This is a genomic window from Paroceanicella profunda, from assembly GCF_005887635.2.
Taxonomy (GTDB): Bacteria; Pseudomonadota; Alphaproteobacteria; order Rhodobacterales; family Rhodobacteraceae; genus Paroceanicella; species Paroceanicella profunda.
Window position 1 is genome coordinate 1,472,614 of the sequence record NZ_CP040818.1, and the last position, 26,077, is coordinate 1,498,690.

Below are 26,077 nucleotides of genomic sequence, written 5' to 3' on the forward strand. Positions count from 1 at the left end.
GGGGCCGCGACCGGACACCGGCCGCTCCGGGCAGGGGGATTGCACGGGAGGCCCCCCGCGCGCGCCCCGACGACTCCGTGCGTGGCCCCGCCGGCGCGCCCCGGCAGGGTAGCGTGCCGGTTGGCCCGACGGGTGCGGTTCGCCGGCAGCCCGGGACGGCGCGGCCACCGGCCCGCCGAGCGGCGCATCCCGGCGGGCGGGAGCCTGCGCGGCGTGGCCCGGGTGCGCGGGGCGGAGCGACGGGTCACGCCGCGGCCTCAGCCGGCAATGCCGAACACGGTCCAGGGCGCGTCGGGCGGCGCGATGCCGAGCAGGCCGCGGCCGCATTCCTCCACCATCTGGTCCGCCATCAGCACGTGCTGGGTGCCGGCGTGGATGTCGCGCCAGCTCCGCTGCAGCACTGTGTCGCGCAGGCCGGCGCCCCGGGCCTGGCGATAGGCGAAGGTGCCGGTCTCCGACACCACGTCATGGATGTGGCGCAGGGCCAGCTTCACGAGGGTGAGCTGGTCCTGGCTGTGGGTCTCGCCGCGGGCATTGGTGTCGGAGATGTCCTGCCAGGCCTCGTGGGCGAAGGCGGTGGCGGCGCGGTAGCGGGCCTCCGCCTGGGCGTACTGGAAGCGGAACGAGGCGCTGTCGGAGGATTTCCCGAAAGCATCCACCCGGGCCACGATGACCTTCTTCAGCTCGTCCAGCGCGCGCCGGCCGACACCGATTGCCCAGCTCGTATGCGCCAGCGCGCTGAACCCGGCGAGGCCGAGCGCCCCCTGCGGCCCGCCGCGCAGCGGGGCGGAGATGTCGAAGTCATAGGCCATGCAGGCCGGCAGGAACAGCTCGTCCATCCCGTCCAGCACATAGTCGTAGCTGCCCGTGGCGCGCAGGCCCAGAACGTCCCAGTTGCCCAGCAGTCTGATCGTCTCGCGCGGGTGATGGCAGACGATGATCTTCGGCTGGCCGGCCTCGCCGAACTGCATGTTGCCGTCCTGGTCGGTGACGAAGCAGCCGGAATGCACCCATTCCGCGTGGTGGATGCCCGAGCCGTAGGACCAGTTCCCCTTGATCATCCAGCCGCCCTCGACCGGCCGGGCATAGCCGCGCGGCACGCCGTTGCCGGAGATGGTGATGTCCGGGCCCTTCGCGAACACGGTGTCCACCCCCTCCTGGTCGATGTAGATCGACATGGTGGTGCCCTCCATGTTCGAGCCCATCATGCACCAGGCGGCGGAGCCATGCGCGTAGGCGATGCGCTCGGCCAGGCGCATGGCGTCGATCGGCAGCAGCTCGGCGCCGCCCACCACGCGCGGGTAGAGCATGGTGTAGAGCCCGGCGGCGCGCATGGCGGCCACCACGTCGTCGGTGAGATGGCCCTGGGCCTCGGCCTCCGCCGCCCGGCTCTCGATCAGCGGCAGGATGCCGTCGAGGCGGGCGTGGAAGGCGGCCGGGCTGAGGTCGTCTGCCGCGGCGGCGGGGGTGGCGAACATGGTGGTCATGGTGAGTCCTCGTGAGTCTGCGAACTGTCCTCCGGGCGCCGTGCCGGCCGGCAGGACCCGGGAAACTGCCGCAAGGATGGGCAATGGGGAGCGCCTCGTGCGAAGGAACGCGGCGCCGTCACCGCCCATGCTTCCCCGGAGGGCAGTTTCCGGCAATCCCCGCAAACGGGGGGATTGCCAAGCCCCGCAATGTGGCGAATAATTTTCGAAAATGCGGTCTGCCCGGAGACCGGATGCCCCCGTGCTGCCCGACATCGCTGCGCCGCCGCCCGTGGCCGCGCGCGCTGGCTCGCAGTCGAACGGAGCGGGGGTGGCGGGATCGGGCGCGGGCCGGGCGCAGGGGGTGTTGCAATGAGGGTGTTGCAATGAACGCGGGCGGCCTCGGGGCCGGCCCGGAGACCGGCCTTGCACAGGGGGTGCTGGCCGTTGCCTCGGCGCGCTCGCCCGAGCGGCTGGGCCACGCGGTGCTGGAGGCGCTGGGCGGACCGGACTGCCCGCTGGCCCTCGGCCTCTACCTCGATGACCCGGCCCAGCCCCGGCTGGTGTTCTCCGCCCGGGCGCCGCAGCGCTTTCTGCGCGAATATGACGACGAGCTCAGCGCCAGCGACCCGGTGATCGGCGCGATGCGCGACGCGCCGCGGGTGATCGACGGCGCCGTTCTGGTCGGCGCAAGCCACTGGCGCCGCAGTCCGTTTCGCGACCACTTGTTCCGCTGGGGCTTCACCCAGAGCCTGTGCGGCCCGCTCTGCGTGGGCGACAGGCTGGTGGGGGTGCTCTACGCCGCATCCCACGAGGGCCGGGTACGGCAGGACGGGCTGCGCGACCGGGTGGGGCTGATCTGCCGGGCCGGCTCGCTCGCGCTCACAACCATGGCCGAAACCGGCCGGCTGGAGCCGCCCCCGGTGCGCCGGCCCCTGGGCACCGCCGGCCTGCCGCCCCGCTCCGCCGAGGTGGCCACGCGGCTCTGCGCCGGGGGATCCAACAAGCAGATCGCCCGCGACATGCAGATTTCCGAACATACGGTGAAGGAACACGTGGCCAACCTGTGCCGCCGTTTCGGCGCGCGCAACCGCACCGATCTGGTCGGCTGCCTGCTGCGCGACCCGGGCGAGGCGCTGCCCCGCGCCTGAGCCCACAATGCGGGCACCCCGTCGGGAGCGGCCTGCGAACCCCGGGTGAACCGGCGGGGGGATGGTCGCCGGACGGCCGGGCGCGGGAGGTTCGAGTGACCGGATGCGTTTCGGCGAGGCCGCGATCACCGAAGACCAGCGGAGCCGGACCGGACGGCCCTTGCCACCGGAACGGCCCCGGGCCGGACCTCCCGCAGGCGCTGCGCGACCTGCGTGTCCGGCGGGGGGGTGGCGTGCCGGAGGAACAGGCGCCAGCCGCGTCCGCCGCTGGCCCCATGCGAACTGCTCCGGCGCGCCGATGGCGGGCCGGTGCTCGCGCGTGGTGGCGCGACCGACAGGGCTGTGCTTGTGATCACAGGGGGCGCCGCGCCTGTGATCACGCCTCGGGCGGCGGGAGGAGGAAGTCGAAGTCGCAGCCTTCCTCGGCCTGCAGCACCGAGCGGGCGTAGAGCGCGCGGTATCCGCGCCGGGGCCGGGGAGGCGGCGCGATTGCGGCCAGGCGGCGGTCGATCTCCTCCTGCGGCACCAGCAGATCGATGCGCTTCTCGGCCACGGACAGGCGGATGCGGTCGCCGTTGCGCACGGCGGCGAGCGGGCCGCCCACCCCGGCTTCCGGCGAGACATGCAGCACGATGGTGCCGAAGGCGGTGCCGGACATGCGCGCATCGGAGATCCGCACCATGTCCTTCACCCCCTGCTGCGCCAGCTTGCGCGGGATGGGCAGGTAGCCTGCCTCCGGCATGCCCGTGGCCACCGGCCCGGCGTTCTTCAGCACCAGGATGTCCCCGGCCGCCACGTCGAGGTCCGGCGCGTCAATGCGCGTCGCGAGGTCTTCCAGCCCGTCGAACACCACCGCGCGGCCCTCCGTCTCGAACAGCGCCGGCGTGGCCGCCGCGCGCTTGAAGATGGCCCCGTTCGGCGCCAGGGAGCCCCGGAGCGCGATCAGCCCGCCCAGCGGCGAGACCGGGTCCTGCGCCGGGCGGATGAAGGCGCGGTCCACCCAGGCGGGCGGCGCGGAGAGCAGGTCGCCGAGGCTGCGGCCCTCCACCGTCCGCGTGTCGAGGTGCAGCAGCGGGCGCAGCTCGTGCAGCACCGCCTCGATGCCGCCGGCGGCGTGCAGGTCCTCCATGTAGCCCTCGCCCACGGGCTTGAGGTTCACGATGGTGGGGGTCTCGTCGGAGATCGCGTTGAGCCGGGCCTGCGATATGCGGATGCCGGCGCGCCCGGCGATGGCGGTGAGGTGGAGGATGGCATTGGTCGAACCGCCGATGGCCATCAGCCCGCGCAGGGCGTTCTCCACCGATTTCGCGGTGACGATCTCGCGCGGGGCGATCGGGGTGCGGATCAGCTCCACCGCCACCTCGCCGCAGCGCTCCGCCATGGCCAGCCGGGCGGAATCCACCGCCGGGATCGTCGCCGAGCCGGGCAGTGCCACACCGAGGATCTCCGCGATGGCGGCCATGGTCGAGGCGGTGCCCATCACCGAGCAGGTGCCGGCGGTGGCCGCGAGCCGGGTCTCGATCGCGCCGATCTCCTCACTGTCCAGCGTGCCGGCGCGGAACTGGCCCCAGTAGCGCCGGCAGTCGGTGCAGGCGCCCACCCGCTCGCCCCGGTGGCGCGAGGTCGACATCGGCCCGGTGACCAGCTGCACGAAGGGCCGTCCGGCGGAGACCGCGCCCATCAGCTGGGCCGGCACGGTCTTGTCGCAGCCGCCGATCAGCACCACCGCATCCATCGGCTGGGCGCGGATCATCTCCTCCGTGTCCATCGACATCAGGTTGCGGAACATCATCGAGGTGGGGTTCAGGTTCACCTCGCCCAGCGAGATGGTGGGGAAGGCCCGGGGCAGGGCGCCCGCCGCCAGCACCCCGCGGGACACGGCCTCGGCAAGTTCGGGCATGTAGCGGTGGCAGTTGTTGAAATCCGATCGGGTCGTAGCGATGCCGACGATGGGCTTCTCCAGCATCTTCTCGGAGAGGCCGGTGGAGCGGGCGAAGCCACGGCGCAGGTAGCGAGAGAAGCCGGTGTCGCCGTAATCGGTCAGGCCGATGTCATAGCCGTGCGGGGGCGTGCGGTCCGTCATGTGGTCCTCCGTCGCGCGGGAGCCGGGTTGCGCGTGCCCCCGGAGAGGCCCTGTTTCCCCCCGTGCTGCCCGCTTGACGTCGCGGCGCGGCTCCCCTCTTGTATACGCAGGTCGCCAGGAGGAGCCCAGCCGTGAAGAACCTCAGCCCCGTCAACTACATATCCCCGGAGATCCACGCCTCGGACGTGCGCCGCATCTTCTCGGAGAGCTGGCAGCTCATCGGGCCGTCCTCCCGGCTGGCGCAGCGGGGTGACTATATCGCCACCGAGATCGCGGGCAACAAGGTCTTCGTGGTGATGACCCGCGACGGGCTGCGCGCCTTCCGCAACGTGTGCCGGCACCGCGGCGCACGCCTGCTGCCGGAGGGCGCCGGGCGCTGTTCGACCATCCGTTGCCCCTACCACCAATGGGTGTGGGGCGAGGACGGGGCGCTGCTCAACGTGCCCTGGTGGGGCGACGACCCGGACTTCCGCATGGAGGACTGGGCGCTGGAGCAGATCGCCTTCAGCACCTGGCGTGGGCTGCTCTTCGTCGCCCTGGCGCCGCAGGGCACGCTGGAGGAGCAGCTGGGCGCGCTGATGGCCGAGCTGGCCGACGAGCCCATCGAGCGCTACCAGTGGGTGCGCGAGGAGCGGCTGGTCTTCGACGCGAACTGGAAGCTCTACACCGACAATTTCGTGGAGGGCTACCACATCCCCGGCATCCACCCGGCCTTTCACCGCGCCATCGAGTTCGACCGGTTCGAGACCGTGGCGCTCGACGGGCTGGTGCGGATGACCGCGCCGCCGCGCCCGGGGCTGTTCTACCGCGGCAAGTGGATGTGGATGTGGCCGAACTGGACCCTGTCGCTGTTCGAGGGCGGCATCAACACCTCGCGGATCAACCCGATCGACCACCGGCGCACCGAGCTGATCTACAACTTCTACTTCGAGGATGTCTCGCCCGAGGGCGCCGCCGCGCGTGAGAGCACCATCCAGGGCAATCTCGACGTGGTGCGGGAGGATTTCGAGGTCTGCCTCGAAACCCAGAAGAATTACGAGAGCGGCGGCTACCAGGCCGGCCCGCTCTCCCCGCGTCACGAGCAGGGCGTGGCCTATTTCCAGGAGAGACTGCGGCAGGTGGGCGCCGTCTGAGCACCGCCCGACGGCCCGGGCCCCGCATCCGCCGGCGGGCCCGACCGGCCCGGGGATCCTCTCCGGGGCCCCCGCCCGAGCGGGCGGCATCCGCTTCGCGCGGAGGCGCTGCCATGACCTTCCAGCCACCCCCGGTTCCGCGCCCGGGGCATCATCCGCTCATCGGAAGCCCCGCCCGCGCGGCGCCCGCCGGAGGGCCCGCGGTGCCGTGCATCGGAGAGGGCTGCTGCCGGATGAGAGGCTCGTCAGGTGATATTTTTCAGTGTGTTGGTGAACATATGGGGAACTTGCGGGGAATAACCCCCCCGGACCAGATGGTCCGCACGTGCCTCGGAAATACAGACCGATCACCGTGAGGTCGCCCGATTCGCCCGGAAGCACCGGATCCGGACAGGCGTACCCGGCAACACGGAAGGTCCCGCCGCAGGATTGGCGGCGGGACCTCCGGCAGGTTTGACAGAAGAGCCGGGCTTCGGCTTTCGGATCGCAGCAGGTCCGTTAGCGGACGATCACGGTCAGTTTCCCCGCCTCGTAGACGTTGGTCTCCTCTCCGATCTGCACGCCGGTTGCGAGAATGCGCCGACCGGGGGCAGTGCCGCCACACCGGCGACTGGTCCGCTCTCCGACACCGCCATCCGAGTAGGAAATGATCTGGGATGCCGGAAGCCGTCCCTCGATTTCCTCGAAAGTCGGTACCGCACCACACTTGTCGCCGATGTAGACGGTCAGGTGTTTCGTTTCACCCACCGCGATCACTTCTTGGTTCCGCCCCGCGCCGCCACCGGCGCACGCCGCCAGAAGAAGCGTTGAAAATACAAGGCCATGTTTGAATGTACGCATCTTTGATTCCACCTATACTAAAGGGTGAACCAAAATTCCGGATTATGTGGCTGCATGAAAGCAAATTCGCATCTCCTCCGGAAAAATGTCGCAGGATTTGTTTCCGGCTGAGTTTCGCCACATCCCCCGATGATACCCGGGCGGAAGTGAGGCGGGTGTATGTCGAATGACCTCCGCTCACGTCACCCCGCCCCACCGAGTGCTGCGGCGACCTTGGCGCGCAGCACGTCCTCGGAGGCGCGGAGCCGCTTCACCGCATCAGGGACGGAGCGTTTCACGTAGTCGACGGCGGTGTCGATCTGCGCGGCATGGGGCGGGGCCCCGGCCGGGGGCGGTGCCACGCCGACCCGGCGCAGTGCGAGCCGCACGCCGGTCATGATCGCGGCGTCGAGGGCGGCGCGGTGCCTTGCCTCGATGTCGAGGCCGAGGCGCTGTTTCGCGACCAGGGCCAGCCAGGCGACCAGCGCGGAGGCGAGCGTGCCGGCGAGCTCGAGCGCCACGGGGGCGAGGGTGTCGAGGAGGGTCTGCATGTCAGGATCCTTTCAGCCATGCGATGAGACGGGAGAGGACGGACGGCCGGGGCGCGGGCGGCTCCGGCTCCGGTTCAGGCTCCGCCGGCCCGGGGGCGACCAGCGCCAGGAGCTCGGGCACGGGCATGGCGCGGAGCACGCCCCGCAGGCGGCCGGACGTGTCGGCGCGCCAGACCGGCACCGGCGCCTCCGGGTAGCGGCCGGTGCGGAACAACTCGCGCTCGGCATCGCGGCGCGGGATGATCTCGGGCGGCTTGTGCCAGGTGTCGAAGGCGCGCGCCGCGCCCTGCCGGTCGCCGGCGTTGAGCCGCGTGACCAGGTGGGCGCGGTCGATGCCGCCGGTGTTGAAGTCGAAGGACACCAGCGCGTCGAACTCGTGCGGGGCGAGCGGCACCGGGACCGCCGCCAGCACCCGCGCCTCGCAAAGGGCGAGGTCGGCGCGGAAGGTCTCCACCGCCCGGCGCAGGGCGGCGTCGAGATCCGCCGGCATGCCGCGCGGCAGGGTGGCGGGGTCCGGCCCACCGGCGGAGGCGGTGTGGCCGATGCCGAAGGTCCAGACGCCGGCGCTGTCGCGGTAGGGCGCGGGCACAATGCCTTCGTGCGCGGCCAGGGCGGCCACGCCGTGCAGGGATGTTCTCATGCGGGGGATCTCCGGTGGAGGGCGGCGCGCCTAGCGGTTGCGCGCCTCGATGCTGGCCTTGAGCTCGCCGATGGCGGCGAGGATGTTGTCGAGCTTCTGGCGGTCGCCGGCGGCGGTGATCTCGGCGAGGCGCATGCGGTCGGCGAGCTGCTCGATGCGCCGGGTGCGCTCGGTGCCGGCGGTCTCCACCGCGCCGATCCGGGCATTCATCGTGGCGTAGGTGGCGGAGACCACGACGATCATCGTGCCGATGGAGATGAGATTGCCGACACTCACGGTGCGGTCGAGGCGCATGGGCTTCTCCTCCTCCTGCGCGGGGTCCTCCGGGACCGGGGCGGTCATGGGGGACACGGTCACGCGATGGCGGCGCCCTTCCGGCCGGTGACCCACTCGGCATAGCTCGCCACCTGCGCGAAGCTGGTGGGGTCGGCGCGCAGGTCGGTGCCGAGGGCGAGGCGCGCGGCGTAGGAGAGCGCCTGCGGCTCCGGCGCGCCGCCCAGCCAGCCCAGCTTGTCCATGCCCGGGAGCCCGGCGAGCCCGGTGTCGGTCCGCTCATGGAACCCGTTCGGCGCGTAGTGCCAGTAGCGGTCCCCCTCCCCGTCGGCCGTGACCGTGCCGCCCACCATGATCCAGGTGGCGCGGTTGTAGACGGCGGTGCTGGAGAAGTAGCCGTAGGCCCGGCCCTCGATGGCGGTGGGCACCTGCGGCGTGGCCGCGAACTCCAGCGCGGTGAAGGCGGGCGTGCCGGTGCCGATCATGATGCGCGGCCGGGCGCCGGCGGTGGAGAGCGGCATCATCGCGGTCTGTGCCGTCGCCCCGTTGCCGGCGAAGATCAGCAGGACGGTGAAGGCGAGGCAGGGCTGGGCGAGCACGATGTCCTGCATGTGGCTCGCGGCCAGCACCTTGATGCCCGGGAGGCCGCCGACACCGTCCTTGCTCCAGGTGATCGTGGAGCCCGCCGCCGGCAGCGAGGCGGGCGCCACGCCGGCCCGCGTCTCGTTCGCGACGAAGATGTCGGTGTCCCGGCGCACCACGCGGCCGTTGGTGAACTCCTCCCAGAGCAGCAGGGTGCCGCCGTAGCCCGCGAAGATGTCGGCGAAGTCCGGCGGGCCGGCGAAGCCGGTGGGGATGGCGGGCACGATGGGGATGCGTCGGAGCATGGTGTGTCCTTTCAGACCAGGCTGAGGGTGTCGGTGAAGGGGGCGAGCCAGCGGTGCACGGTGTTGCCGGTCCACTGCGAGACCATCGACCAGTCGGCGCGCACGTTGCCGCGCTGGCACCCCCGGCCGTCGCCCCAGGCCTCGGCCTGCGCCGAGTAGCGCACCACGAGGCTCGGGTCCGCCCCGGTGTCGAGCCCGGAGAGCGGCGCGGCCGGCTCCCAGATCAGCCGGCGCGGCTCGCAGCGCGGCGTCAGCGGCAGGCTCACGCCGTTGTGGAACAGCTCCAGCCCGGCCTGCGGGACCGGCAGGAAGGCCGCCTCGCTGCCCGGGATCGGGGCGTAGGTCTCCGTCTCCGCGTCATGGGCGCCGCCGACATAGTGGCGGTCGGTCACCGGCGGCGCGGGGTCGATGAGCACGTCATGCGCGCCGCGCACGTCGCAGACCACGGTGCCGCCCTCGATGCGCGCCGGGCCGAGCGAGGGCGCGTGCCAGCGCTCGCCCGCCAGCGCCTTCACCGCGCACATTTGGGCCAGCTCGCCGATCTCGGCGCAGGTCTCGCGGTGCATGTGCAGGGCGTCGCTCATGCGCATCCCGCTCGGCGCGGCCACGAACACGCCGTTGTCGCGGGCCATGCAATAGTCGACGCAGGCGCGGAAGATCGGGTTGTCCCCGCCGCTCGGGCCCATCATCGGGGCGATCATCAGCAGGAACGGGTCGAAGGTCTGGCCCGGGAGCTTCGCGCGGACCTCGGGGAAGAACAGGTCGTCGAAGTAGTGGTCGAGCGCGGCGGTGAACGCTTCCGGCGTGTCGCCCAGCCCGATGTTGCCGTGCCCGATGCAGAACAGGTGGAACATGTACCGCATCTCGATGCCGAAGTCGGCGAAGCGGGCGATGGCCGCGTCCATCTTCGTGAAGAAGTTCGCCCAGGGCGCGCCCACGGTCTCGGGCGCGCCGGTATTGCCGGCGTACATCACCTCCGGGTCGCTGGCCGGGTAGAGGTCCTGCACCGGGCAGCCGCCGCGCGCCTCGTTGTTGGCATAGATCGCCATGCTGCCGCCGGTGCGGGTGATGTGCTCGGCGAGGGAGCAGGCGAAGGGGCCGGTGACCGACTGGCTGGTGGGGTTGGTGTCCTCGCCCGGGGCGAAGTCGTCCGGGGTGGCGGTCATCACGATGCCGCCCCAGCCCCGGAAGCCGCGGCCGTCGTTCGTGGTGAACACCATCTCCGGGCGCGGCGCGCCGTCGAGGAAGCGGCCGTTCGAGGCGTTCCCGTCCATCCACGACTGCCCGGTGCCGCCGACCATCATCGCGTGGCGGCTCGGCATCATCATGTCGTAGCCGGCGGTGTGGATGTAGGAGGCGCCGAGGCTCTGGAACACGGTGTAGCCCGTTCCCGTGGAGGGCTGGCGCTTGGCGAAGCCGCTCTCCGCCACGATCTCGTCGTCACCGGCGACACCGCCGGCGGGGACATTCTGGTGCAGCACGCCGTCGGTATCGTAGTAGGCCGCCACGCTGCCGTCGCCGTAGAGCGCCTCCACGCGGGCCATCCAGAGGTTCTCCTCCTGGTCGCGCAGCGCGGTGGCGACCACGGCCCCGGTGCCCGCCTCCCGGCTCAGCGTCTCCACCAGCCGGCCGCCGGGATCGCGGAGCGCAGTGGCGCTGCCATCGGCGAACTGCACGGCCTCCGCGCCCTGCGCCACCAGGTCCCCGGTGAGCTCCGCGAGGGTCTGCCCGCTGCCGCCCGCGCGCGACAGGTGCACGAGGGAGCGCCCGTCGCCGTCCGTCATCTCCAGCGGAGCGCCCGCGCCATCCGCGTTCAGGATCCGCAGGTCGACCAGGTTCTCCCCGGTGCTGACCGCGCCGATCCGCAGCTCGGCCGAGGCCCGGGCCTCGCCTTCCTCCACCAGGCCCGCTTTCGTTGCCGCGATGTCGGTCCGTTCCCCGGCCGTCATGACCTTGAGGTCCGGGGTCTCCTCGATCTGACTGGTGTCCGCCGCGGGTCCGCCGTCGCTGACCTTGAGCTTGGTGTTGATTGTGGCCATCAGGATACCTCCACCGACATGGCGCCGGCTGCTGGGGCGGGGGAACGAAGGACGATGTAGTCGGCCGTGTGACCGGCGGCCGTGGTGACGGAGACCGTGGTGGACACCGGGTCCTCGTCGAAGCCGAACAGGCGATACAGGGACGGCGCCCCGAAGCTGGCCGGGTAGGCAAAATAAGCGTAGCCGCCCGCCGTGGCGATGCTCTCGAAGAGGGTCTTGTTGCTCTGCAGGCGGCTGCCGGAGAGGGTGATGATCCCGGCAGAATTGAGCGAGGAAGAGGCCGAGGCCCCCCAGAACACCCGGGGCTGGAAGGGCACCGTCACCGAGCGGCTGTCAGTCCGCCCCAGCGTGTCGGTGACCTGCACAGTATAGCTGGTGCCGGCCGTGATCGGCGCCGGGGCGACGTAGCTGGTTGCCGCGGCGGAGATCGCCGTGCCGTTCACGCTGACGGAGGCAATGCTGCCCTCGCCGGCATAGGTCCATGTGAGCGTCGGAGTGACGCTGGCGCCCAGCTCCTGCACCCCGGACGGCGTCACGGTGAGCGTGGCGATGGAGAGGGTCTCCAGCGCCGCCAGCCGCGCGGCAACCCCCGCCTGCGCCAGGGCGGCGAGATGCGCCTCCGTCACGTCCTGCCAGGAGAAGAAGGCGAGGCCGGTGGTGAGGTCCGATCCGTGGGTGCGCACCAGCGGCGTGCCGTAGCGGGTCGGGGCCGGCGGCAGGTAGTCCACGCCGGCGATGGACGCGTCCCGGCTGAGCAGCAGCTCCACCACCTGCAGCCCGGCCTCCGCCTGCGGGTTGCTCCATGTCGCGAGGGTCACGAGGGAGACGGCCGCCTTGGCGAGGTCGAGGTTCTGCCACAGCACCTCGACCGCATCGCCGTCCGGGTCCACCGAGTCGGAGAGCCGCTTGATCCCGATGCGCAGGCGATAGACCCGGCCGACCCGTTCCATCGCCAGCGCCCGGCGCCAGGCAATATCCCGCGCGTCCGCGACGCAGAGGATCGCGCCCAGCTCGGCATCCACCACGATCTCGCCGAACTGCAGCGGGCCGCGGCTGACCGGATCGCCGGTGCGCGTGGAGGAGAACTGCCCCGGCGCCTCGCCCGGCCGGGCAAGGTCGGTCACCCCGAAGGCGACCATCCGGCCGTCGAGCGCCGCGAGACCGGCCGCGGCGCCGTCGATGCGCGTCCCGAGCGCGGTGTCGGCCGCGGCGCGCGCCGCGGCCTCCGCCGGGATGGCGCCGGTCGCGGTGTCGATCCGCGCACCGAGACCGGTGTCCGCCGCGGCCCGGGCCGTGGCCTCGGCGCTGACCGCGGCGGCCCGGGTGGTGGCCTCGTCCGTCACGGCCGCCTCCCGCGCCGCGGTCTCCGCCGCGACGGCCGCGGCCGCCGCCGCCCCGGCATCGAGGAGCGCCGCTTCGAGGGCGGTGTCGGCCGCGCGGCGCGCGGCGGCCTCTGCCGCGGTGGCCGCGGCGGCGGTTTCCTGCGCCTCGTCGATCCTGCCCTGCAGGAGCGCGTCATTGTCGGCGCGATAGGTGTTCGCGTTGTCGATCCGCGTGTTGAGCGCGGCGACGGCATCGGCCCGGGCCGTGTTCGCGGCCGCGATGGTCGCCTGCAGCGTGGTGTGGGCCGCAGCGCGCGCCGCGGCTTCGGAGGCGATGGCGGCGGTGCGCGCCGCGGTCTCCGCCGCGATGGCCTCCAGCGCCTCGGCGATGTTCGCCCCGATCTCGGTGATGTCGCTGCGCGGCGTGCCGATCAGGCGGTAGGAGTCAGGCCCCTCGCCGAGGGACATGAGCATGACCACTTCCCCGGCGACGATATCGCCCGGATCCAGATCCGCGCTGCCGCGCTTGAGGATGACGGTCGATGTTCCGTTCACATAGTTCGCGCCATCGTAGCGCCGGATCCGGATGTACGTCCCGCCGCCCACGTTGGTGTGCGCGGCGACGAACAGGTAATGCCCGCGCAACGGCATCGCATCGAGCGTGAACGTCGCCGGGATATCGTAGACCAGCGAGTTGGGCCCGCCCTGCGGGTTGATCAGCCGGTAGGTCAGCGTGGCTTCGATCGCGGAGGCACGGCCGGCGAGATCCGCGGCCGCGACCGCATCGGCGTTCACGGCGATGATCGCCGCGCGGATCGCGTCCAGCCCGGCGATGAAGGGCACCTGGTCGACAGGCGCGCCGTCCTGCACGAGATCCGCGCCGCTCGGGATGCCCGATACGTCTGCCATGTCTTACCTCTTGTGATGGTTCGGAAGGGGCGCTCGCGCGCCTCAGTCGCCGCCGCCGGTGGTGACGGTGACGCGGATCCGGGCGGAGGCGCCGGAGAGATCGCCGAGGGCGTTCCGCGCCCGGGCGGTGTAGCTGTAGACGCCCGCGCCGAGGGCCTCGCTGAAGGTCACCCGGTCGCCCGGCGCGGCCGTGATCTCCTCGAGGAGCCCGGAGCCCACCCGGTAGATGTTGAGCCCGGCCGCGTTGGGCGGCACGATGAAGCTCACCGCCGCGGTGCCTGCGCCGCCATGCTCATCGCGCCCGCCATAGGGCGGCGAGAGGGTGGCGGCCTCGGGCGTCACGGTGACGGCGCCGGTGTTCGCCCAGGGCGAGGCGCCCACGTCCGACACCGCGCGGGCGCCGGTCTCGTAGGTAAAGCCCAGCGTGGCCGGCAGGATCACCTCCAGCACGCCGCCCTCGAACTCCACCGCCTCCACCTCGAGGACCACGCGCCAGCGCCCGCCCAGCTCACGCTGGCGGATCTGGTAATGGTCCACGAAGGGCGCGGGGCTGGCGGTGAGCTGCAGCGCGAGCACCGGGTCGTCGATGGCCGTGCCCCCGGTCTCCACCTTGCGGAACACCGGCGCCGCGGCGACGCCCGGCGGCGAGACGGTGATGTCCACCTGCCCGGCGCTTTCGCTCACCGTGTAGGGCATCTCGTCGGTGGCCGGGGTCCAGTCGAACACCTCCTCGCCGGTCTCCGCCAGCTCCAGCCCCACCACCAGCATCGCCGAGCCCTGGTCGTTGCGGATCACCTGCGGGCGCTTGGAGAGCACCTCGTAGACGCCGTCCGCGATGCCGAAGTCCGGGATGGCGAGGGTGACGAAGTCCCCCACCCGCACCCGCATGGCCGAGGCCGGGAACAGCGCGTCGGAGAAGCGCGCCTGCCGCAGGCTCGCGCGCTGCGCGATCTGCTGCAGCCGCTCCACCTGCCGCCAGTCGGTGACCAGCGGGAACTCCAGCCGGTCGCGGTCATCGCCCGCGCCGGTCACATACTCGGGCACCTGGTCGGCGACGAAGCCGAGGTCCGCCGAGATGAAGGTCGAGCTGACCCCGGAGGCGCGCGCATAGGCCGGGCCCTGCTCGGTGAACTCGAAGCTGTCGCCCAGCGGGGTGGTGAGGGTCACCACCGGGGCGCGCCAGCGCGCCACCCGCAGCCGGTGCACCCCGCCGTCGCGCGAGAGCCGGCCGCCGCAGGCGGTGAGCACCGGGTCGAGCAGCGCGTATTCCCGGGTCTCGAGGGTGACGACACCGTTCACGCGGTATTCGCGCCCGGGGGTCTCGCACTCCTCCGCCGCCTCGGCGAAGCTCGCCCGGTCCACCAGGAAGGCGGCGCGCCCCAGCGCGCGCGGGTGGCGCAGCAGGTCGAGCGTGACCAGCGCCGCGTTGTCCGACCAGCCCCAGGTGGCGGCGTCGTCGGGGTCCTGCGCCGGGTCGCGGGGATCGTGGAGGCGCGACCAGTAGCCGAACACCCGGAGGGCCGGGAAGCGGCCCTTCCAGAGCCGCGAGGCGGTGGTGGCCCCGCCGTAGCGCAGGCGCACGAACATCAGCGTCATGCCGGCCCAGACATCCGTCGCCGCGATGGCGTCGGGGATCTCCGCGCGCCACTGCGCCGGCGGGCCGGTGTGGTCGCCGCGCGAGAACCACACCTTGATCGGCCCGTCGCCGTCCTGCGCGCCGTACTTGCCGGTGGCGACCAGCCCGCCCGCGTCGAAGTCATAGGGGTCCGCCCCGCCGGCGGCGCCGAGGGTCTGCACCTCGTCGTTCACCTTGAGCACGAAGCCGCCCTCGGAGGGCCGGGAGTTGAGCAGGTAGACCCCGTACCAGGTGGCGCCGTCGACATGCCGGAAGATCTGCACCGGCACCACGTCGCAGGCGCCATAGGCAAAGCGCAGGCTCGGGTTGGTGACCGCGGCCTCCGAGGAGACCCTGGTCTGCGGCACCAGCTGCGAGGGGGTCTCGGCCAGCGCCATCGCGGCCAGCCCGCCGGCGACCGAGATCCCCGCCGCCGCGATGGCGCCGTAGGCGACGGTCGCGCCGAGGATCGGGATCGTGCCCGGGATGAACACCGCCGCGGCGATGGCCGCAACGGAGGTGATGATCGGGACTGCCTTCGCCATCAGAACACCCGCCAGATCACATCGGGCGCCGGCACCGCGACCATGCCGCGCCCGCCCTTCGCCCACCACCGGCGCCCGTCGCTGATCGCGAGCGTGGCGCCGGCCCCGATGTCGCCCGGGCGGGCCTCCGACACCCGGGGCCAGCCCTGTTGCACCGCCACGCCGCCGATCAGCCCGGCGAGCCCGCCGGCCCCGGCCACCGCGCCCTCGGCCCGCTCGCGGTCATAGCCCGCGCGCCACAGCCCGGCCGGGTCCGGCAGGCCCAGGGCACAGAGCGCGTCGGCCACGGCGAGGCAGCAATCCGCCTCGCCCCAGGCGAAGCGGCGGGCGAACACCCGGGCCACCACGCGCTGCACCGCCTCGGGGGTGGGTGTCCCTGCCGCGCTCATTCCGCCACCCCCGGCCATTGCTGCGGATCCTTCGACATGTCGGTGAGCTTCCCCCAGCCGGTGTCCGCCGCGGTCGCGTCCTGCGGCACGTGGCGCTGGGAGATGCGCGAGGCCGGGCGCTCGCCGGTGGTGAGCGTGACCGCCACCTCCACGGTGAGCCCGTCAGCGGAGCGCGTCACCCCGATCTTCCGGCCGTCGAGATAGCCGTTGAAGGAGAACACCGGCGCCGGGATCGGCAGCCCGTCATCGCCCAGCAGCGTCCAGCCGAGCGCGGCCCGCCGCCCGGTCAGATCCTCGCGCCCCTGCGCCGCGAGGAAGGAGAGCGGCATGCCGCGCAGCCGGGCGGTGACGGTCTGCACCGCACCCGCGTCGCTGTCCTCCGGGTGCTCGATCTCGCCGAGCGCGCCGGAGCCGTGGAAGGTGCGGCCGCCCAGGGTGAGCGGCCCGAGCCCGGACCAGAGCAGCACCTCGCCATCCGGCCAGTCGAGATGCGCGAGCTGGATCACGTGATGGAACGGCCGGTCCAGCGCCGCGAGCAGCCCGGGCGCGTGGTCGATGGCGAACACCGGTTCAAACATGGGTGAGGGTCTCCGTCTGCTCCTCCGGGAAGACCTCCCGGAAGGTCATCGCCCAGGCGCCGAACCGGTCCTGGTCGTAGTTCGGCACGCTCCAGGTGATCGGCTGGAACAGGCCGATGTCGCCGGGATAGGTGACGGGCGTGTCCGCCGCGACATCGGCGCGGAAGTGCGGCGCCACGCGGATCTCCACCCGGCCGTTCGCCGCCACCGTGCCGCCCTGCGCGATCGCATGGCGCCGCCGGCCGATGCGGACCTTCTGCCCGGGCCCGAGCACCGCGCCGGGGGAGAGCCCGGCGAGCCCGATCAGCCGCGATCCGGCGGCCCCGCCCGAGACCACCCGCGCCCCGGCCGACCAGGCGAGCAGCGCGCCCGTGCCGGAGCGCCAGTACTGCGGGGCGCCGTCCGAGGCGCGCCAGGTCACCGGGCCGGCCCCGGCCATGCTGTCGATGTACTGCGGCCCGTAGCCGTAGAGCGGGCGGTCGAAGTCCGCGAGCAGCGCGAGGTTCTGCCCGGCGTCGAGATCGGCGAGCCAGACCGCGAGCGCCGCGGCCTGCGCGCCGTTGGCGATCTCGCCGGAGAGCGCCACCTGCGCGCGCTGCTCGCCGGAGCCGCCGAAGGGCGCGTTGTTCATCGTGCCCGCGATGATCACCGGGTCCGGCGTGTCGCGCCACCGGCAGAACTGCAGCGGCAGCGCCGCCGGCCACTTGTGGACGTAGCGCATGCATTACTCCCGGAACTGGCGCGGATTGGTGTAGGCCCTCAGGGCGTCGCGCCTGGCGCGCTGCCGCTCGATGGCGCCCAGCTCGCTGCGCAGCCGCGCCATCATCTCGTCGGCCGAGCCGGTGGGGTTGTTCACGGTGATGGCGTAGCTGTCCCCGCCGCGGGGCTGCTGGCCGAAGGCGGCGGCGCTCTCGATGTCCGGGAAGATCGGCTCGCCCACCTTGCCGATGAACGGCACCTCGCCGTGCTTCAACCCGAGCGTTCCGCCGGTGTGCCAGCGCTCCGCGCCCTCGAAGACGCGGGGGTCGACCCGGGTCGTGCCCGAGGCGCGCACCCCGATCACCGCGCCCGCGTGGCCGGTGGGCAGGATCGCGGTCATGCCGGCGACCGGGGCGGTGTTGGCCGAGACGGCCGGAGCCGCCGAGGTGCCGCCGAAGAGCCCGAGCAGGCCCGAGCCGAGCGCCCCGCCGACGCCGGTCGAGGCGCCGCCCGCGAGCGCGGTGAAGAAGCTCCCCGCGTTCGCGCTCACGATCTGCGCGATCACGTCGAGGATCACGTCGCCGGCGGAGCGGGTCTCGTCGGCGAGGCCGCGCAGGCCATCGGTGAGGGTCGAGACCATGTCCTCGCCGGCCCGGCTGCTGTCGGCATAGGCACCGTCCACCTTGCTGATCGCGCGGGCGAGCACCTCGTTGGCCGCCGCCTCGTCGCCCAGGTACCGGATGAGCGCCGGGCGCAGCGCCTCGATGTCGGCCTTCCGCTGCCCGCGCGTCTCCTCCGGCGTGCGGGTGTCGGCATAGAGCGCCGCGGCGGCCTGCAGGTCATCGAGCCCGGCCTTCGCCTTGCCGTAGGCCTCCGCCTGCGCCTCGAGGACCTCGCGCACCGTCTGCCCGCCGGCGGCGGTGCGCGCGTCGAGGTCGATCCCGGCCGCGCGCGCCTCCGAGAGCAGGCGCACCCGCTCCTCGAGCGCCGCGGTGTCGGTGTCGAGCCGGCGCACCCCCGCGCTCTCGTCGCGCAGCGCCGCGATGCGGTCGGCCGAGCCGGCGAGGAGATCGGAGAGGCTCCCGGGTGTGCTGCCCTTCGCGGTGCTCGGGGTGTCGGGCGTGTCGGTCCCGCCGCCGCCGTTCCCGCCGCCGCCACCGTCGCCACCGCCGCCGGTATCGCCCGGCGGCAGGTCGGCCGCGTCGGGGAACACCCCGTTGAGCGCGCTGCGGGCCTCGGCGATCTCGCGCGCGACCTCCTCGGTGCGCACCTGCAGGCGCAGGCGCTGCTCTTCCAGCGCGCGCATCTTCTCGCGCTGCGCCCGGGCGTACGCGCCGCCCACCGAGCTTTCGATCTCCTCCTCGCCGGCCCCGCCGGCGCGCAGCTCGGCCGCGATCCGCTCGGGGTCGTTGCGCGCAACCTCGCTGTCGAGGCGGCGGATCTCGTCAACGCGCCCGGACTGTTCCTTCTGCGCGCGCAGCGTCTCGATCTGCAGCAGCTTGCGCTTGGCCTCGTACTCCTGCCGGCTGGCGGCGATGATCTTGCCCGAGGCCTGCACCTGCGTGTCGCCGGTCGTGGCGATGGCCTTGCGGTAGGCCTCCTGCGTGTCCCGCAACCCGCCCACCGCCTCGCGCAGCGTGCCGGTGCTGCCCGAGAGCCGGTCGATCCGCTCCTCCGCGCGCTCGGTGTTGGCGGAGAGCGCCGAGATGCCGACCGCGGCGGCCGTGATCGCCAGCCCGACGGGTCCGCCGAAGAAGGCCATCGCCCCGCGCAGCCCGGTCATCACCCCCTGCGCGATGCGCGTGGTGGCCGACAGGCGCGCGACGGCGGCCGCGGTCGCATTGGTCGCCCGGGTGGCGGCCTCGGTCGCACGGGTGAGACGGGTGCGGGCGTTGGTCGCCGCGCGCTCTGCCTTCTCAAGCTCCTTCGTGCTCTCCTTCGTCGCATTGGTCGCGTTCTGCAGCTGCCGCAGCACGGCCGCCTTCTGCGCTGTCTTCACCACCTGCGCCTCGGCGGCGGCCACTTCGGTCTGCGCGATGCGCACCTGCGCCGCCGTGGCCGTGGTCGCGTCCCGCGCCGCGGCCGCCGAGGCCTTCGTGGCAGCGATCAGGGCGCCGAGGCCCCGGGCACCGGCAAAGGCGGCCGCACCTGCCGCCACGGCCGGGAAGTTCTCCTGCAGCGCGGTAAGCGCCTCGGTGAGGCCCTGCACGGCGACGGTCGCGGCCGCGAGCCCGCCGCCCTCGCCGAGCGAGAGCAGCACGCCCTCCCAGGCGGCGGCCAGCGCCTTCAGCTTGCCCTCCAGCCCGGCCATGCGGGCCTCGGCCTGGTCCTGCGCCGACACCTTGGCGATGGAGGCGGCGAGCGTGTCGAAGCCCGCCGCGCCGGCCTCGGCCAGCGTGGCGGCGGTGCGGATCGCGTCGGTGCCGAAGATGGTCTTCAGCGAGACGGTGCGCTGCTGCTCGGAGAGGCCGGCGAGCGCGCGGCGCAATTCCTCCGCCACCGCCGACATCGGCCGCAGGGTGCCGGTCGCGTCGTAGAACTCGAGCCCCAGCCGCGCGATCTCGGCGCGGGCCTCCTTCGAGTTGCCCGAGAGCGAGGTGACGAAGGTGTTGAAGCTGGTGCCGGCATCGGAGCCCGAGGAGAAGGCCTGCGCGGTGAGCGAGAGCGCGGTGGCGAACTCGCCGAAGTCGAGCCCGCCCTGCGCGGCCACCGCGCCGCCCTGCGCGATGGCGCCCGCGAGATCGTTGAAGCCGAACTTGGAGTTCACCGCGGCACCGGTGACGATGTCGACCACCTGCGCGAGATCGCGCGCGGTGAGCCCGAACTGCGCCATCACGTCCGTGGCGAGGTCGGCGGCGCTGGCGAGCTGCCCGCCGGTGGCCGCGGCCAGCGTCAGCGAGGCGTCGAGCGCGCCGCCCAGGATCTCCTGCACCGAGACGCCGTTGCGCACCAGCACCTCGGCCGCATCCGCCGCCTCGGAGGCGGAGAAGGCGGTGGTGCGGCCCAGCTCGCGCGCCTTCGCGGCGAGCCTGTCGAGGTCGGCCTGTGCCGCACCGCTCGCCGCGCCGATGCGGTTCATCGCCGCCTCGAAGTCCTTCGCGGCGGTCACGGCGTCCCGCACGAAGCTGCCGATGGAGAAGCTCACCGCCAGCCCCGAGAGCACGCCGCGCACGCCGTGCATCACCCGGGCCGAGCGCTCCCAGCGCGCGTCGATCCTGTCGAGCCGCGACCTGACCGAGCCGTCGAGCTGCGCGAGCCGCCGGTCATACTGCGACGTGGCGCGCAGGAAGCCGGTCACGTCGCCGGTGTAGCGCGTGAGGATCTCGTCATGGGTGGGCATGGGGGGATCAGCCTTGGCGGGAGCCCTGCCGGGCGCGGAGATGGGCGAGATGCGCGTCATGCGCCGCCCAGAACTCCTGCGGGGTCGCCGACCAGAGATCGGCCAGCGACCAGCGCAGGTGCACGGTTGCGAAGGAGGAGACGGCGGTCAGCCAGTCGGATCGGCCGCGCCGGTCTCCTCGAGCCACTTTTTTCGGGCGGTCTCCGGCGACCAGAGCAGCGCGAGGAGGAAGAGGCCGATGGCCTCGCGCAGCGCCGGGTCGGTGATCCGCACCATGAACACCGCCTCGGCCACGTCATCGACGTTGAAGCGCTCGCCCGCCGCCTCGGCGCCGGCCCAGATGATGGTGGCCGCCTCCTCGTACTTCAGCCGGCCGGCGCGGTGCACCTGGCAGAGCTCGGCCAGCGCGAAGTCCGTGCGCCGCTCGATCTCGCGGGCGGCGCCGAAGGTCGGGCGCAGCGCATAGCCGCGCCCCGCGAGCGTGATCGCGATGTCCCCGTGCGCCATCACGGGGCCGGCGTGACGGTCTTCGCCGGCGCACCGTCGAAGGTGACGGTGACCGGCACGTCCACGGTCTCGCCCGAGGTGCCGGAGGCCTCGTCTCCGAGCACGATCATCGCCGTGCCGGTCCACACCTCGCCGCCCGGGCTCTGGTCGGCGATCTTCACCTGCACCAGCTCCCCGGACTCGTGCGCCGCGTAGGCCAGCGACTGGCCGGGGAACAGCGGCCGGGTCTTGGTGAAGGTGGTGGTGAAGCTCATCCCCGCCTCGGTGCGGATCGGGGTCTGGCCGACCTTGTGCTTCTTGCTCGACGCGCTCACGCCGGGCGAGAGCGTGCCCTCGTTCTGCTTCTCCAGCTCCACGAAGCCGGAGCCGTCGTTGATGGACATCCTGCTGTCCTTGCCCTTCACCGCGACTTCATTCGCCATGACTTATCCTCCTGCATGGATGCGGAACCGGCTCACCGCGTGGTGGGTGGCCGGGTTCTGGTCGGGCGCGTCCGAACTGCTCACGTGGTCAACCCCGGTCGCGCCCGGGATGGGTTGCCAATCCTCCAGGGCCGCGAGCGCGAGCCCCTGAATGCGGGTGGCCTCGGCCGCCGGCGTGGTGCCGGGCACGGCCGAGGCGAAGACATGGACCATGAAGCTCTGCACGCTGTCGGCCGTGGCGCCCGGCCCGGCCCGACGGCGGGGCAGGACCGCCCAGCCGTCGACGCGCAGGTGCACCGCCGGCCGCTCGGCCGGGGGTGCCGTGTGCACGTCGAGGTCGGTTCCGCCGGGGCCCATCCCGGTCAGCGCGGCGCGCAGCCGGGCGACCACGGCGACCTGCAGCGCCCAGCGGCGCGCGAAGCTCATCGGACCCTCCGGGCGCGCCCGCCGCCGGTGCGTGCGAGCTCGGAGGGCGACGCCCGGCGCATGCGCTGCGCATGGTCCGGGGCCACCTCCTCGATGGCGGTGTCGTGCCAGGGCCGGGCCGCCATCTCCTCGGTGCCGTCATGCACGAAGCGGGCGTAGAAGGCCGCGTCGCGCCCCTTGGCGGAGATGTAGCCCACCAGCCCTTCGAGCGTCCCGCGCCGGAAGGCCTTGCGGTAGTAGCGCCGCAGCCGGCCGGTGCGGCGGGTCACCATCGCGTCGAGGTTGGCAAGGCCCGCCGCGTGCACCTGGTCGATGGTCTCGTTGATGCTGTCGGCCACCTCCTCCTGCAGCGCGGTGGTGAGCCGCTTCACCCGGACGCGCTGCGCCCGGATCCCGTCAACCCTGCTCATGAGCCTGCCTCCCCCGGGGCGTTCCAGACCACGCCCAGCGTGATCGACGTGGCGCCCGGCAGCGCGGGCGACACGTTGCGGATCGCGAGCACCCTGCCCGGCGCCCCGCGGCCGATGTCGCGGATGCGCCAGCCGTCCTGCACGGCCCGTGTGGCCGCGGCGGCGCGCACCGTCACCAGCCCGGCGACGGGGGCGGCCACCGCCCCGGCCGAGACGCGGTCGCCCAGCTCGGCGCTCTGCGGCGGCGTCATTGCCACCGAGAGCCCGGCGCGGCAGGTGAACACCTCCTCCCAGCCCTCGATGAAGCCACCGCCCGGCGCGGGGCTGCGCGTGGGCCGGTCGAAGGCGAGGCGCGCGCGGCGGGCACTCATGCGCAGACCTGCGGGCGCCGGTAGCGCAGCTGGTTGATGAGCAGCTTCGCGCCGAACTGCAGCGCCGGCAGGTCGCCGTCGCCCGGCTCCAGCCCGGCGAGGTACCAGTCGCGCACCACCAGCTGGATGGCCTGCAGGAGCTGGGCCGGGAAGGCCTCCGGGTCCGCATGCCCCACCTCGGCCGAGATGCGGATCGGGGAGCCCGGCAGGCGCGCGGGCCAGGCCACGCCCTCGGCGAGGGCGAGGCGGGGCTCCTCGGCCCCGTTCAGCAGTCGCACGGCGCCCTCGGGCAGTGCCGCCCAGGCGCCGTCCGGGGCCATCACCGCCACTTGCGTGACCGAGATCACGGGGGCGACCGGCGCCCACCACACCCGCCAGCCGGTCTCCTCGGCCATGAAGGTGACCGCCCGCGGCGCGAGGGCCCGGCGGGCGGCCGTCTCCACGAAGCCGGTCGCCGCGCGCAGGCAGGCCTCCAGCAGCACGTCATCGTCGCCGAAGTCCTGCCGGGTCGCGCGCCTGACCGCCTCGAGGCTGAGCGGCAGCGCCGCCACGCCCTGCGCCAGCATCTCAGCCCGCCTTGCCGGTCCTGGCCGCGGCGGCCTTGCCGGTGTCGGCGGTCTCGGGGGTGTCGCCTCCGGGCGTCTCGGCCGGGGGCTGCGGGGCGGGCGCCGGCGCGGCGAGCCGCCTCTCGAGCTCGGCCTGCACCCGGGCCTCCACGGCGGCCTCGAAGCGCGCGCGCCCGGCCTGCTCGGCGGCGGCCTGCGCGGCGCTCTCGTCGATCTTCCGGTAGAGATCGGCGATGCCCTTCGCGACCAGCCGGTCGGCGGCGGGCTTGTCGAAGCCGGCCACCTCGCCGCGGTTGTAGCGCCCGTGCGGGCGGGAGAACGTCACTGCGATGCGCGTCATGTCCGCGGTCCTTTGCGATGAGGGAGAGGGGAGCCCGCGCGGCCGCTCACCGGCCGGGCGGTGAGGGGTCAGAGCGACCAGCCGGTGCCGTTGAAGCCGGCGAGGGCCTGGTCGTGCATCGGCGCGAGATCGTGCTCGCGGATGGCGCGCACCAGCGTGAGGTCGCGCTGGAAGGCGGAGATCGTGTCGCCGCTGGTGTCCACGTAGCTCGCCTCGCTCGACAGGGCGATGGAGAGCGCCATGCTGTCGCCGATCATGATCTCGGCCGCGTCGAAGAAGGTGATCTCGGTCTCGTCGCCCCCGGCCCCGAGGTTGTCGGGGATCTGCGAGGAGGTGAGGATCGGGTAGCCCATCAGCGTGCCGGACTGCTCGATGCCCGGGAACACCAGCGCGCCGGAGGCGGGATGGCGCAGCGAGGCGAGGAAGTTCTTCGTGCTCGCCCGCATGGCCCAGGTGCCGCGCGCCAGCGCCACGTCCGCGTCCTCCACCAGGTTCACCGTGCGCCGGATCCGGGCCTCCACCGCCTCCGGCGTCTTCAGCGCCTCCACGGCCCAGTTGGCGGCGAGCGCCCAGTTGCGCAGGCCGGTGGGCGTGCCGCCCGAGCCGTCGCCGCGCAGGAAGGCGAGATCCTCGCGCGTCCCCATCACGTTCACCAGGTCGTCGCGCACCACCCGGGCGACCGGGGTCGAGGCATGGCGCAGCAGCGCGTTGCCCACCGGCACCAGCCCGCGCAGGGTCTTGAACGACATGTCGACCTGGTCGAACTCCGGCGCGCTCTCCACCGCCGGGGCGTTCTCCGCGCCGTAGCTCGCGGTGGCCGAGGCGGCGAGGCGGGCCTGCCGCATCTGGCCCGCCGGCATGTCGATCACCGGGCAGCCGGCGTTCGCCACCACCACGCGCGGGCGCAGCAGGTCGATCACCTCGGCGGCGAGCGGCGCGGGGATGTTCACCCCGCCGGCGGCATCGACCGCCCCGGTCAGCGCGGCCACGGCGCCGGAATGCCCGTTCGCCTCGCCCCAGCGCACCGCGCGCTCCACGTCGCCGCCCCCGGCGGCGAGCGCCATCACGCAAAGCGCGGCGCCGATGCCCCGGTCGGCCGGGGTCCTCGCCGTGGCGGGCGCGGTGGGGCCGGCGGCCGGGGCCTCCGGCGTGGCGGCGGCGGCGGCCTCGGCGGCGGCGGCGCTCTCGGCGCGCTTCACCCGGCGGTCGGCGGCCTCGAAGGCGGCCTCGGCCGCGGCGAAGCCGGTCTCGGCCGCGGCGATGGCGGTGGCGTCCGGGGTCTCGGCCGCTTCGAGGCCGTCGATGGCGGCGGAAGCCGCCTGCAGGGCGTCGGACGCGGCGGCGCGCGCGCGGCGCAGATCGTTGAGGTCGGGCATGTCGGTCTCCTGAGGATGGTCGGCCGCCGTGCGGGCCGAAGGGGTCGCGCGCGCCCTTCGGCCCGCACGGCAGTGAAGCGTCGGTGATGGGAGAGGCTCAGGCCCGGGCGCGCATCTCCGCGAGCCGGGCATGGCGGGCGCGGGCCCGGCCGGCGGCGGGCCGGGGCGCGGGCGCATGGGTGGCGAAGATCCGGGCATAGGCCGCCGCGGTGCTCTCCACCCGGTCGGCGAGGCCGCGGGCCACGGCGTCGGCGCCGGTCCAGGTGGCGCCGCCGTCCTGCGGGTCATCGGTGATCGAGAGCCGGCTGCGGATCTCGCCTTCGGGGATGCCCCGCCCGGCGGCCACGGCCGAGAGGAAGGTCGCCTCCGAGGCGTCGAGCCCGGCGCGGATCGCGGCCATGCCGGCTTCGGTGTTCGGGTCCGGGTTCTTCGCGCGCGCCGAGCCGGAGCGGATCTCGTGCGCCTGCTCGCCCGACTGGCCGGGGCCGACCGGCGAGGAGGCCCGCGCCATCGTGCCGATGGAGCCCGCCACGCCGCCGGCCGGGATCGAGATCTCCCGCGCCCCCGACACCAGCCAGTAGCCGGCCGAGGCCGCGAGCGGCGCGATCACCCCGTAGACCGGCTTCACCGCCGCGAGCTGCGCGATGGCGGCGGCCGCGTCCGCGCAGCCCAGCACCAGCCCGCCGGGCGTGTTCACGTGCAGCGCCACCGCCGCCACGTCCTCGGCGGCGGCGAGCTCGGCCGCCGCCTGCTCGATCCCGGCATAGGTCGACCAGCCCAGCCACTCCGAGATGACGCCCGGCGCGGGCGTGAGAATGCCGGTCACCGGCAGCACCGCCACCCCGCGCGAGACGGCGAAGCGCTCGCCGCGCCCGAGCGTGAGCCCGGCCTGCGCGATGCTCACCGGCCCCGCGGCATGGTCCGGCGCCGCCGCCTCGGCAAGGAACAGCCCGGCTCGGTCGCCGTCCCACGCAAGGTCGGCACGCGACATCGCCGCGCGGATCTCGTCAATCAGCGGCATGTGGATCCTCCAGAGGGTTGAAAGCTGCACGGACGGCGTCGGACCACCTGCGAAAGCGCGGGACGCGGCGGGGAGGTGGCGTGGGCCCGCACGCGGCCGGAAAGGCCGCCGCGAGGTATTTTGCACCGCTCGCGCGGCGGTCATCTTGCATTCGCGCGGCGGCTCGCCATCTCCCGCAACACCCGCCAGATGGCGCGAG

General features: G+C 73.4%; 26 protein-coding genes. 2 read left to right on the forward strand and 24 right to left on the reverse strand.

Going from position 1 to position 26,077, the window contains the following annotated elements; genetic code table 11:
• Window positions 1-257 precede the first annotated feature (257 nt).
• On the reverse strand, window positions 258-1,487 hold the full coding sequence (locus tag FDP22_RS06620; protein WP_205910848.1) for an acyl-CoA dehydrogenase family protein: 1,230 nt from the start codon (window positions 1,485-1,487) through the stop codon (window positions 258-260).
• Between the two features lie 365 nt (window positions 1,488-1,852).
• On the opposite strand from FDP22_RS06620, the gene FDP22_RS06625 reads away from it, so the two are divergent.
• A complete protein-coding gene (locus tag FDP22_RS06625) occupies window positions 1,853-2,617 on the forward strand; it encodes a helix-turn-helix transcriptional regulator (RefSeq protein WP_239031886.1) in 765 nt (254 codons plus the stop codon).
• Between the two features lie 376 nt (window positions 2,618-2,993).
• Here the strand turns inward: FDP22_RS06625 and FDP22_RS06630 are convergent, their stop codons facing one another.
• Entirely contained in the window at window positions 2,994-4,700 is a 1,707-nt protein-coding gene (locus FDP22_RS06630; protein WP_138577688.1) for a dihydroxy-acid dehydratase, read from the reverse strand.
• Window positions 4,701-4,831: 131 nt separating this feature from the next.
• Between FDP22_RS06630 and FDP22_RS06635 the strand changes: the two genes are divergently transcribed.
• Window positions 4,832-5,833 carry an aromatic ring-hydroxylating oxygenase subunit alpha gene (locus FDP22_RS06635; RefSeq protein WP_170317611.1) on the forward strand — a complete coding sequence of 334 codons (1,002 nt, stop codon included), beginning with the start codon at window positions 4,832-4,834 and terminating at the stop codon, window positions 5,831-5,833.
• A gap of 498 nt (window positions 5,834-6,331) precedes the next feature.
• Here the strand turns inward: FDP22_RS06635 and FDP22_RS06640 are convergent, their stop codons facing one another.
• The 22 genes from FDP22_RS06640 to FDP22_RS06745 all read right to left on the reverse strand — a co-directional run bounded on the left by FDP22_RS06640 (window position 6,332) and on the right by FDP22_RS06745 (window position 25,878).
• Entirely contained in the window at window positions 6,332-6,673 is a 342-nt protein-coding gene (locus tag FDP22_RS06640) for a hypothetical protein (protein ID WP_138577684.1), read from the reverse strand.
• Between the two features lie 182 nt (window positions 6,674-6,855).
• Window positions 6,856-7,203 carry a hypothetical protein gene (locus tag FDP22_RS06645; protein ID WP_138577682.1) on the reverse strand — a complete coding sequence of 116 codons (348 nt, stop codon included), beginning with the start codon at window positions 7,201-7,203 and terminating at the stop codon, window positions 6,856-6,858.
• Between the two features lies 1 nt (window position 7,204).
• A complete protein-coding gene (locus FDP22_RS06650; protein ID WP_138577680.1) occupies window positions 7,205-7,843 on the reverse strand; it encodes a lysozyme in 639 nt (212 codons plus the stop codon).
• Between the two features lie 30 nt (window positions 7,844-7,873).
• Window positions 7,874-8,185 (reverse strand): hypothetical protein, encoded by a 312-nt coding sequence (locus FDP22_RS06655; protein ID WP_138577678.1) that lies wholly within the window; start codon window positions 8,183-8,185, stop codon window positions 7,874-7,876.
• An 11-nt stretch (window positions 8,186-8,196) separates the two neighbouring features.
• Window positions 8,197-9,003 (reverse strand): hypothetical protein, encoded by an 807-nt coding sequence (locus FDP22_RS06660; protein WP_138577676.1) that lies wholly within the window; start codon window positions 9,001-9,003, stop codon window positions 8,197-8,199.
• Window positions 9,004-9,014: 11 nt separating this feature from the next.
• Window positions 9,015-11,042 carry a hypothetical protein gene (locus FDP22_RS06665; protein ID WP_138577674.1) on the reverse strand — a complete coding sequence of 676 codons (2,028 nt, stop codon included), beginning with the start codon at window positions 11,040-11,042 and terminating at the stop codon, window positions 9,015-9,017.
• A complete protein-coding gene (locus tag FDP22_RS24440) occupies window positions 11,042-13,273 on the reverse strand; it encodes a hypothetical protein (protein WP_170317612.1) in 2,232 nt (743 codons plus the stop codon). Before FDP22_RS24440 ends, FDP22_RS06665 begins: the two co-directional genes overlap by 1 nt.
• 42 nt (window positions 13,274-13,315) lie before the next feature.
• Window positions 13,316-15,433 (reverse strand): phage tail protein, encoded by a 2,118-nt coding sequence (locus FDP22_RS06675; RefSeq protein WP_143972244.1) that lies wholly within the window; start codon window positions 15,431-15,433, stop codon window positions 13,316-13,318.
• The gene (locus tag FDP22_RS06680) at window positions 15,433-15,822 is read right to left on the reverse strand and encodes a DUF6950 family protein (protein WP_138579670.1); all 390 of its coding nucleotides are present in this window, start codon (window positions 15,820-15,822) and stop codon (window positions 15,433-15,435) included. Before FDP22_RS06680 ends, FDP22_RS06675 begins: the two co-directional genes overlap by 1 nt.
• A complete protein-coding gene (locus tag FDP22_RS06685) occupies window positions 15,819-16,400 on the reverse strand; it encodes a hypothetical protein (protein ID WP_138579672.1) in 582 nt (193 codons plus the stop codon). The genes FDP22_RS06680 and FDP22_RS06685 overlap by 4 nt, the downstream gene beginning before the upstream one ends.
• Complete coding sequence (locus FDP22_RS06690) at window positions 16,393-17,121, reverse strand: hypothetical protein (RefSeq protein ID WP_143972245.1); 729 nt, start codon at window positions 17,119-17,121, stop codon at window positions 16,393-16,395. The genes FDP22_RS06685 and FDP22_RS06690 overlap by 8 nt, the downstream gene beginning before the upstream one ends.
• 3 nt (window positions 17,122-17,124) lie before the next feature.
• Window positions 17,125-20,439 carry a phage tail tape measure protein gene (locus FDP22_RS24445; protein WP_170317613.1) on the reverse strand — a complete coding sequence of 1,105 codons (3,315 nt, stop codon included), beginning with the start codon at window positions 20,437-20,439 and terminating at the stop codon, window positions 17,125-17,127.
• A gap of 7 nt (window positions 20,440-20,446) precedes the next feature.
• Window positions 20,447-20,626 (reverse strand): hypothetical protein, encoded by a 180-nt coding sequence (locus tag FDP22_RS24450; protein WP_138579682.1) that lies wholly within the window; start codon window positions 20,624-20,626, stop codon window positions 20,447-20,449.
• Entirely contained in the window at window positions 20,587-20,946 is a 360-nt protein-coding gene (locus FDP22_RS06705) for a GTA-gp10 family protein (RefSeq protein WP_138579680.1), read from the reverse strand. The genes FDP22_RS24450 and FDP22_RS06705 overlap by 40 nt, the downstream gene beginning before the upstream one ends.
• Complete coding sequence (locus FDP22_RS06710) at window positions 20,946-21,368, reverse strand: hypothetical protein (protein WP_138579678.1); 423 nt, start codon at window positions 21,366-21,368, stop codon at window positions 20,946-20,948. The genes FDP22_RS06705 and FDP22_RS06710 overlap by 1 nt, the downstream gene beginning before the upstream one ends.
• Window positions 21,369-21,371: 3 nt before the next feature.
• A complete protein-coding gene (locus FDP22_RS06715; RefSeq protein ID WP_143972246.1) occupies window positions 21,372-21,794 on the reverse strand; it encodes a hypothetical protein in 423 nt (140 codons plus the stop codon).
• A complete protein-coding gene (locus FDP22_RS06720; protein ID WP_138572496.1) occupies window positions 21,791-22,204 on the reverse strand; it encodes an HK97-gp10 family putative phage morphogenesis protein in 414 nt (137 codons plus the stop codon). The genes FDP22_RS06715 and FDP22_RS06720 overlap by 4 nt, the downstream gene beginning before the upstream one ends.
• Window positions 22,201-22,575 (reverse strand): phage head completion protein, encoded by a 375-nt coding sequence (locus FDP22_RS06725; protein ID WP_138572494.1) that lies wholly within the window; start codon window positions 22,573-22,575, stop codon window positions 22,201-22,203. The genes FDP22_RS06720 and FDP22_RS06725 overlap by 4 nt, the downstream gene beginning before the upstream one ends.
• A complete protein-coding gene (locus FDP22_RS06730) occupies window positions 22,572-23,141 on the reverse strand; it encodes a head-tail connector protein (RefSeq protein WP_138572492.1) in 570 nt (189 codons plus the stop codon). Before FDP22_RS06730 ends, FDP22_RS06725 begins: the two co-directional genes overlap by 4 nt.
• A gap of 1 nt (window position 23,142) precedes the next feature.
• Complete coding sequence (locus tag FDP22_RS06735; RefSeq protein WP_138572490.1) at window positions 23,143-23,481, reverse strand: hypothetical protein; 339 nt, start codon at window positions 23,479-23,481, stop codon at window positions 23,143-23,145.
• A gap of 68 nt (window positions 23,482-23,549) precedes the next feature.
• Window positions 23,550-24,857, reverse strand: a complete 1,308-nt coding sequence (locus FDP22_RS06740) for a phage major capsid protein (protein ID WP_138572488.1) — start codon at window positions 24,855-24,857, stop codon at window positions 23,550-23,552.
• A gap of 97 nt (window positions 24,858-24,954) precedes the next feature.
• Complete coding sequence (locus FDP22_RS06745; protein ID WP_138572486.1) at window positions 24,955-25,878, reverse strand: S49 family peptidase; 924 nt, start codon at window positions 25,876-25,878, stop codon at window positions 24,955-24,957.
• Between the last annotated feature and the right edge of the window lie 199 nt (window positions 25,879-26,077).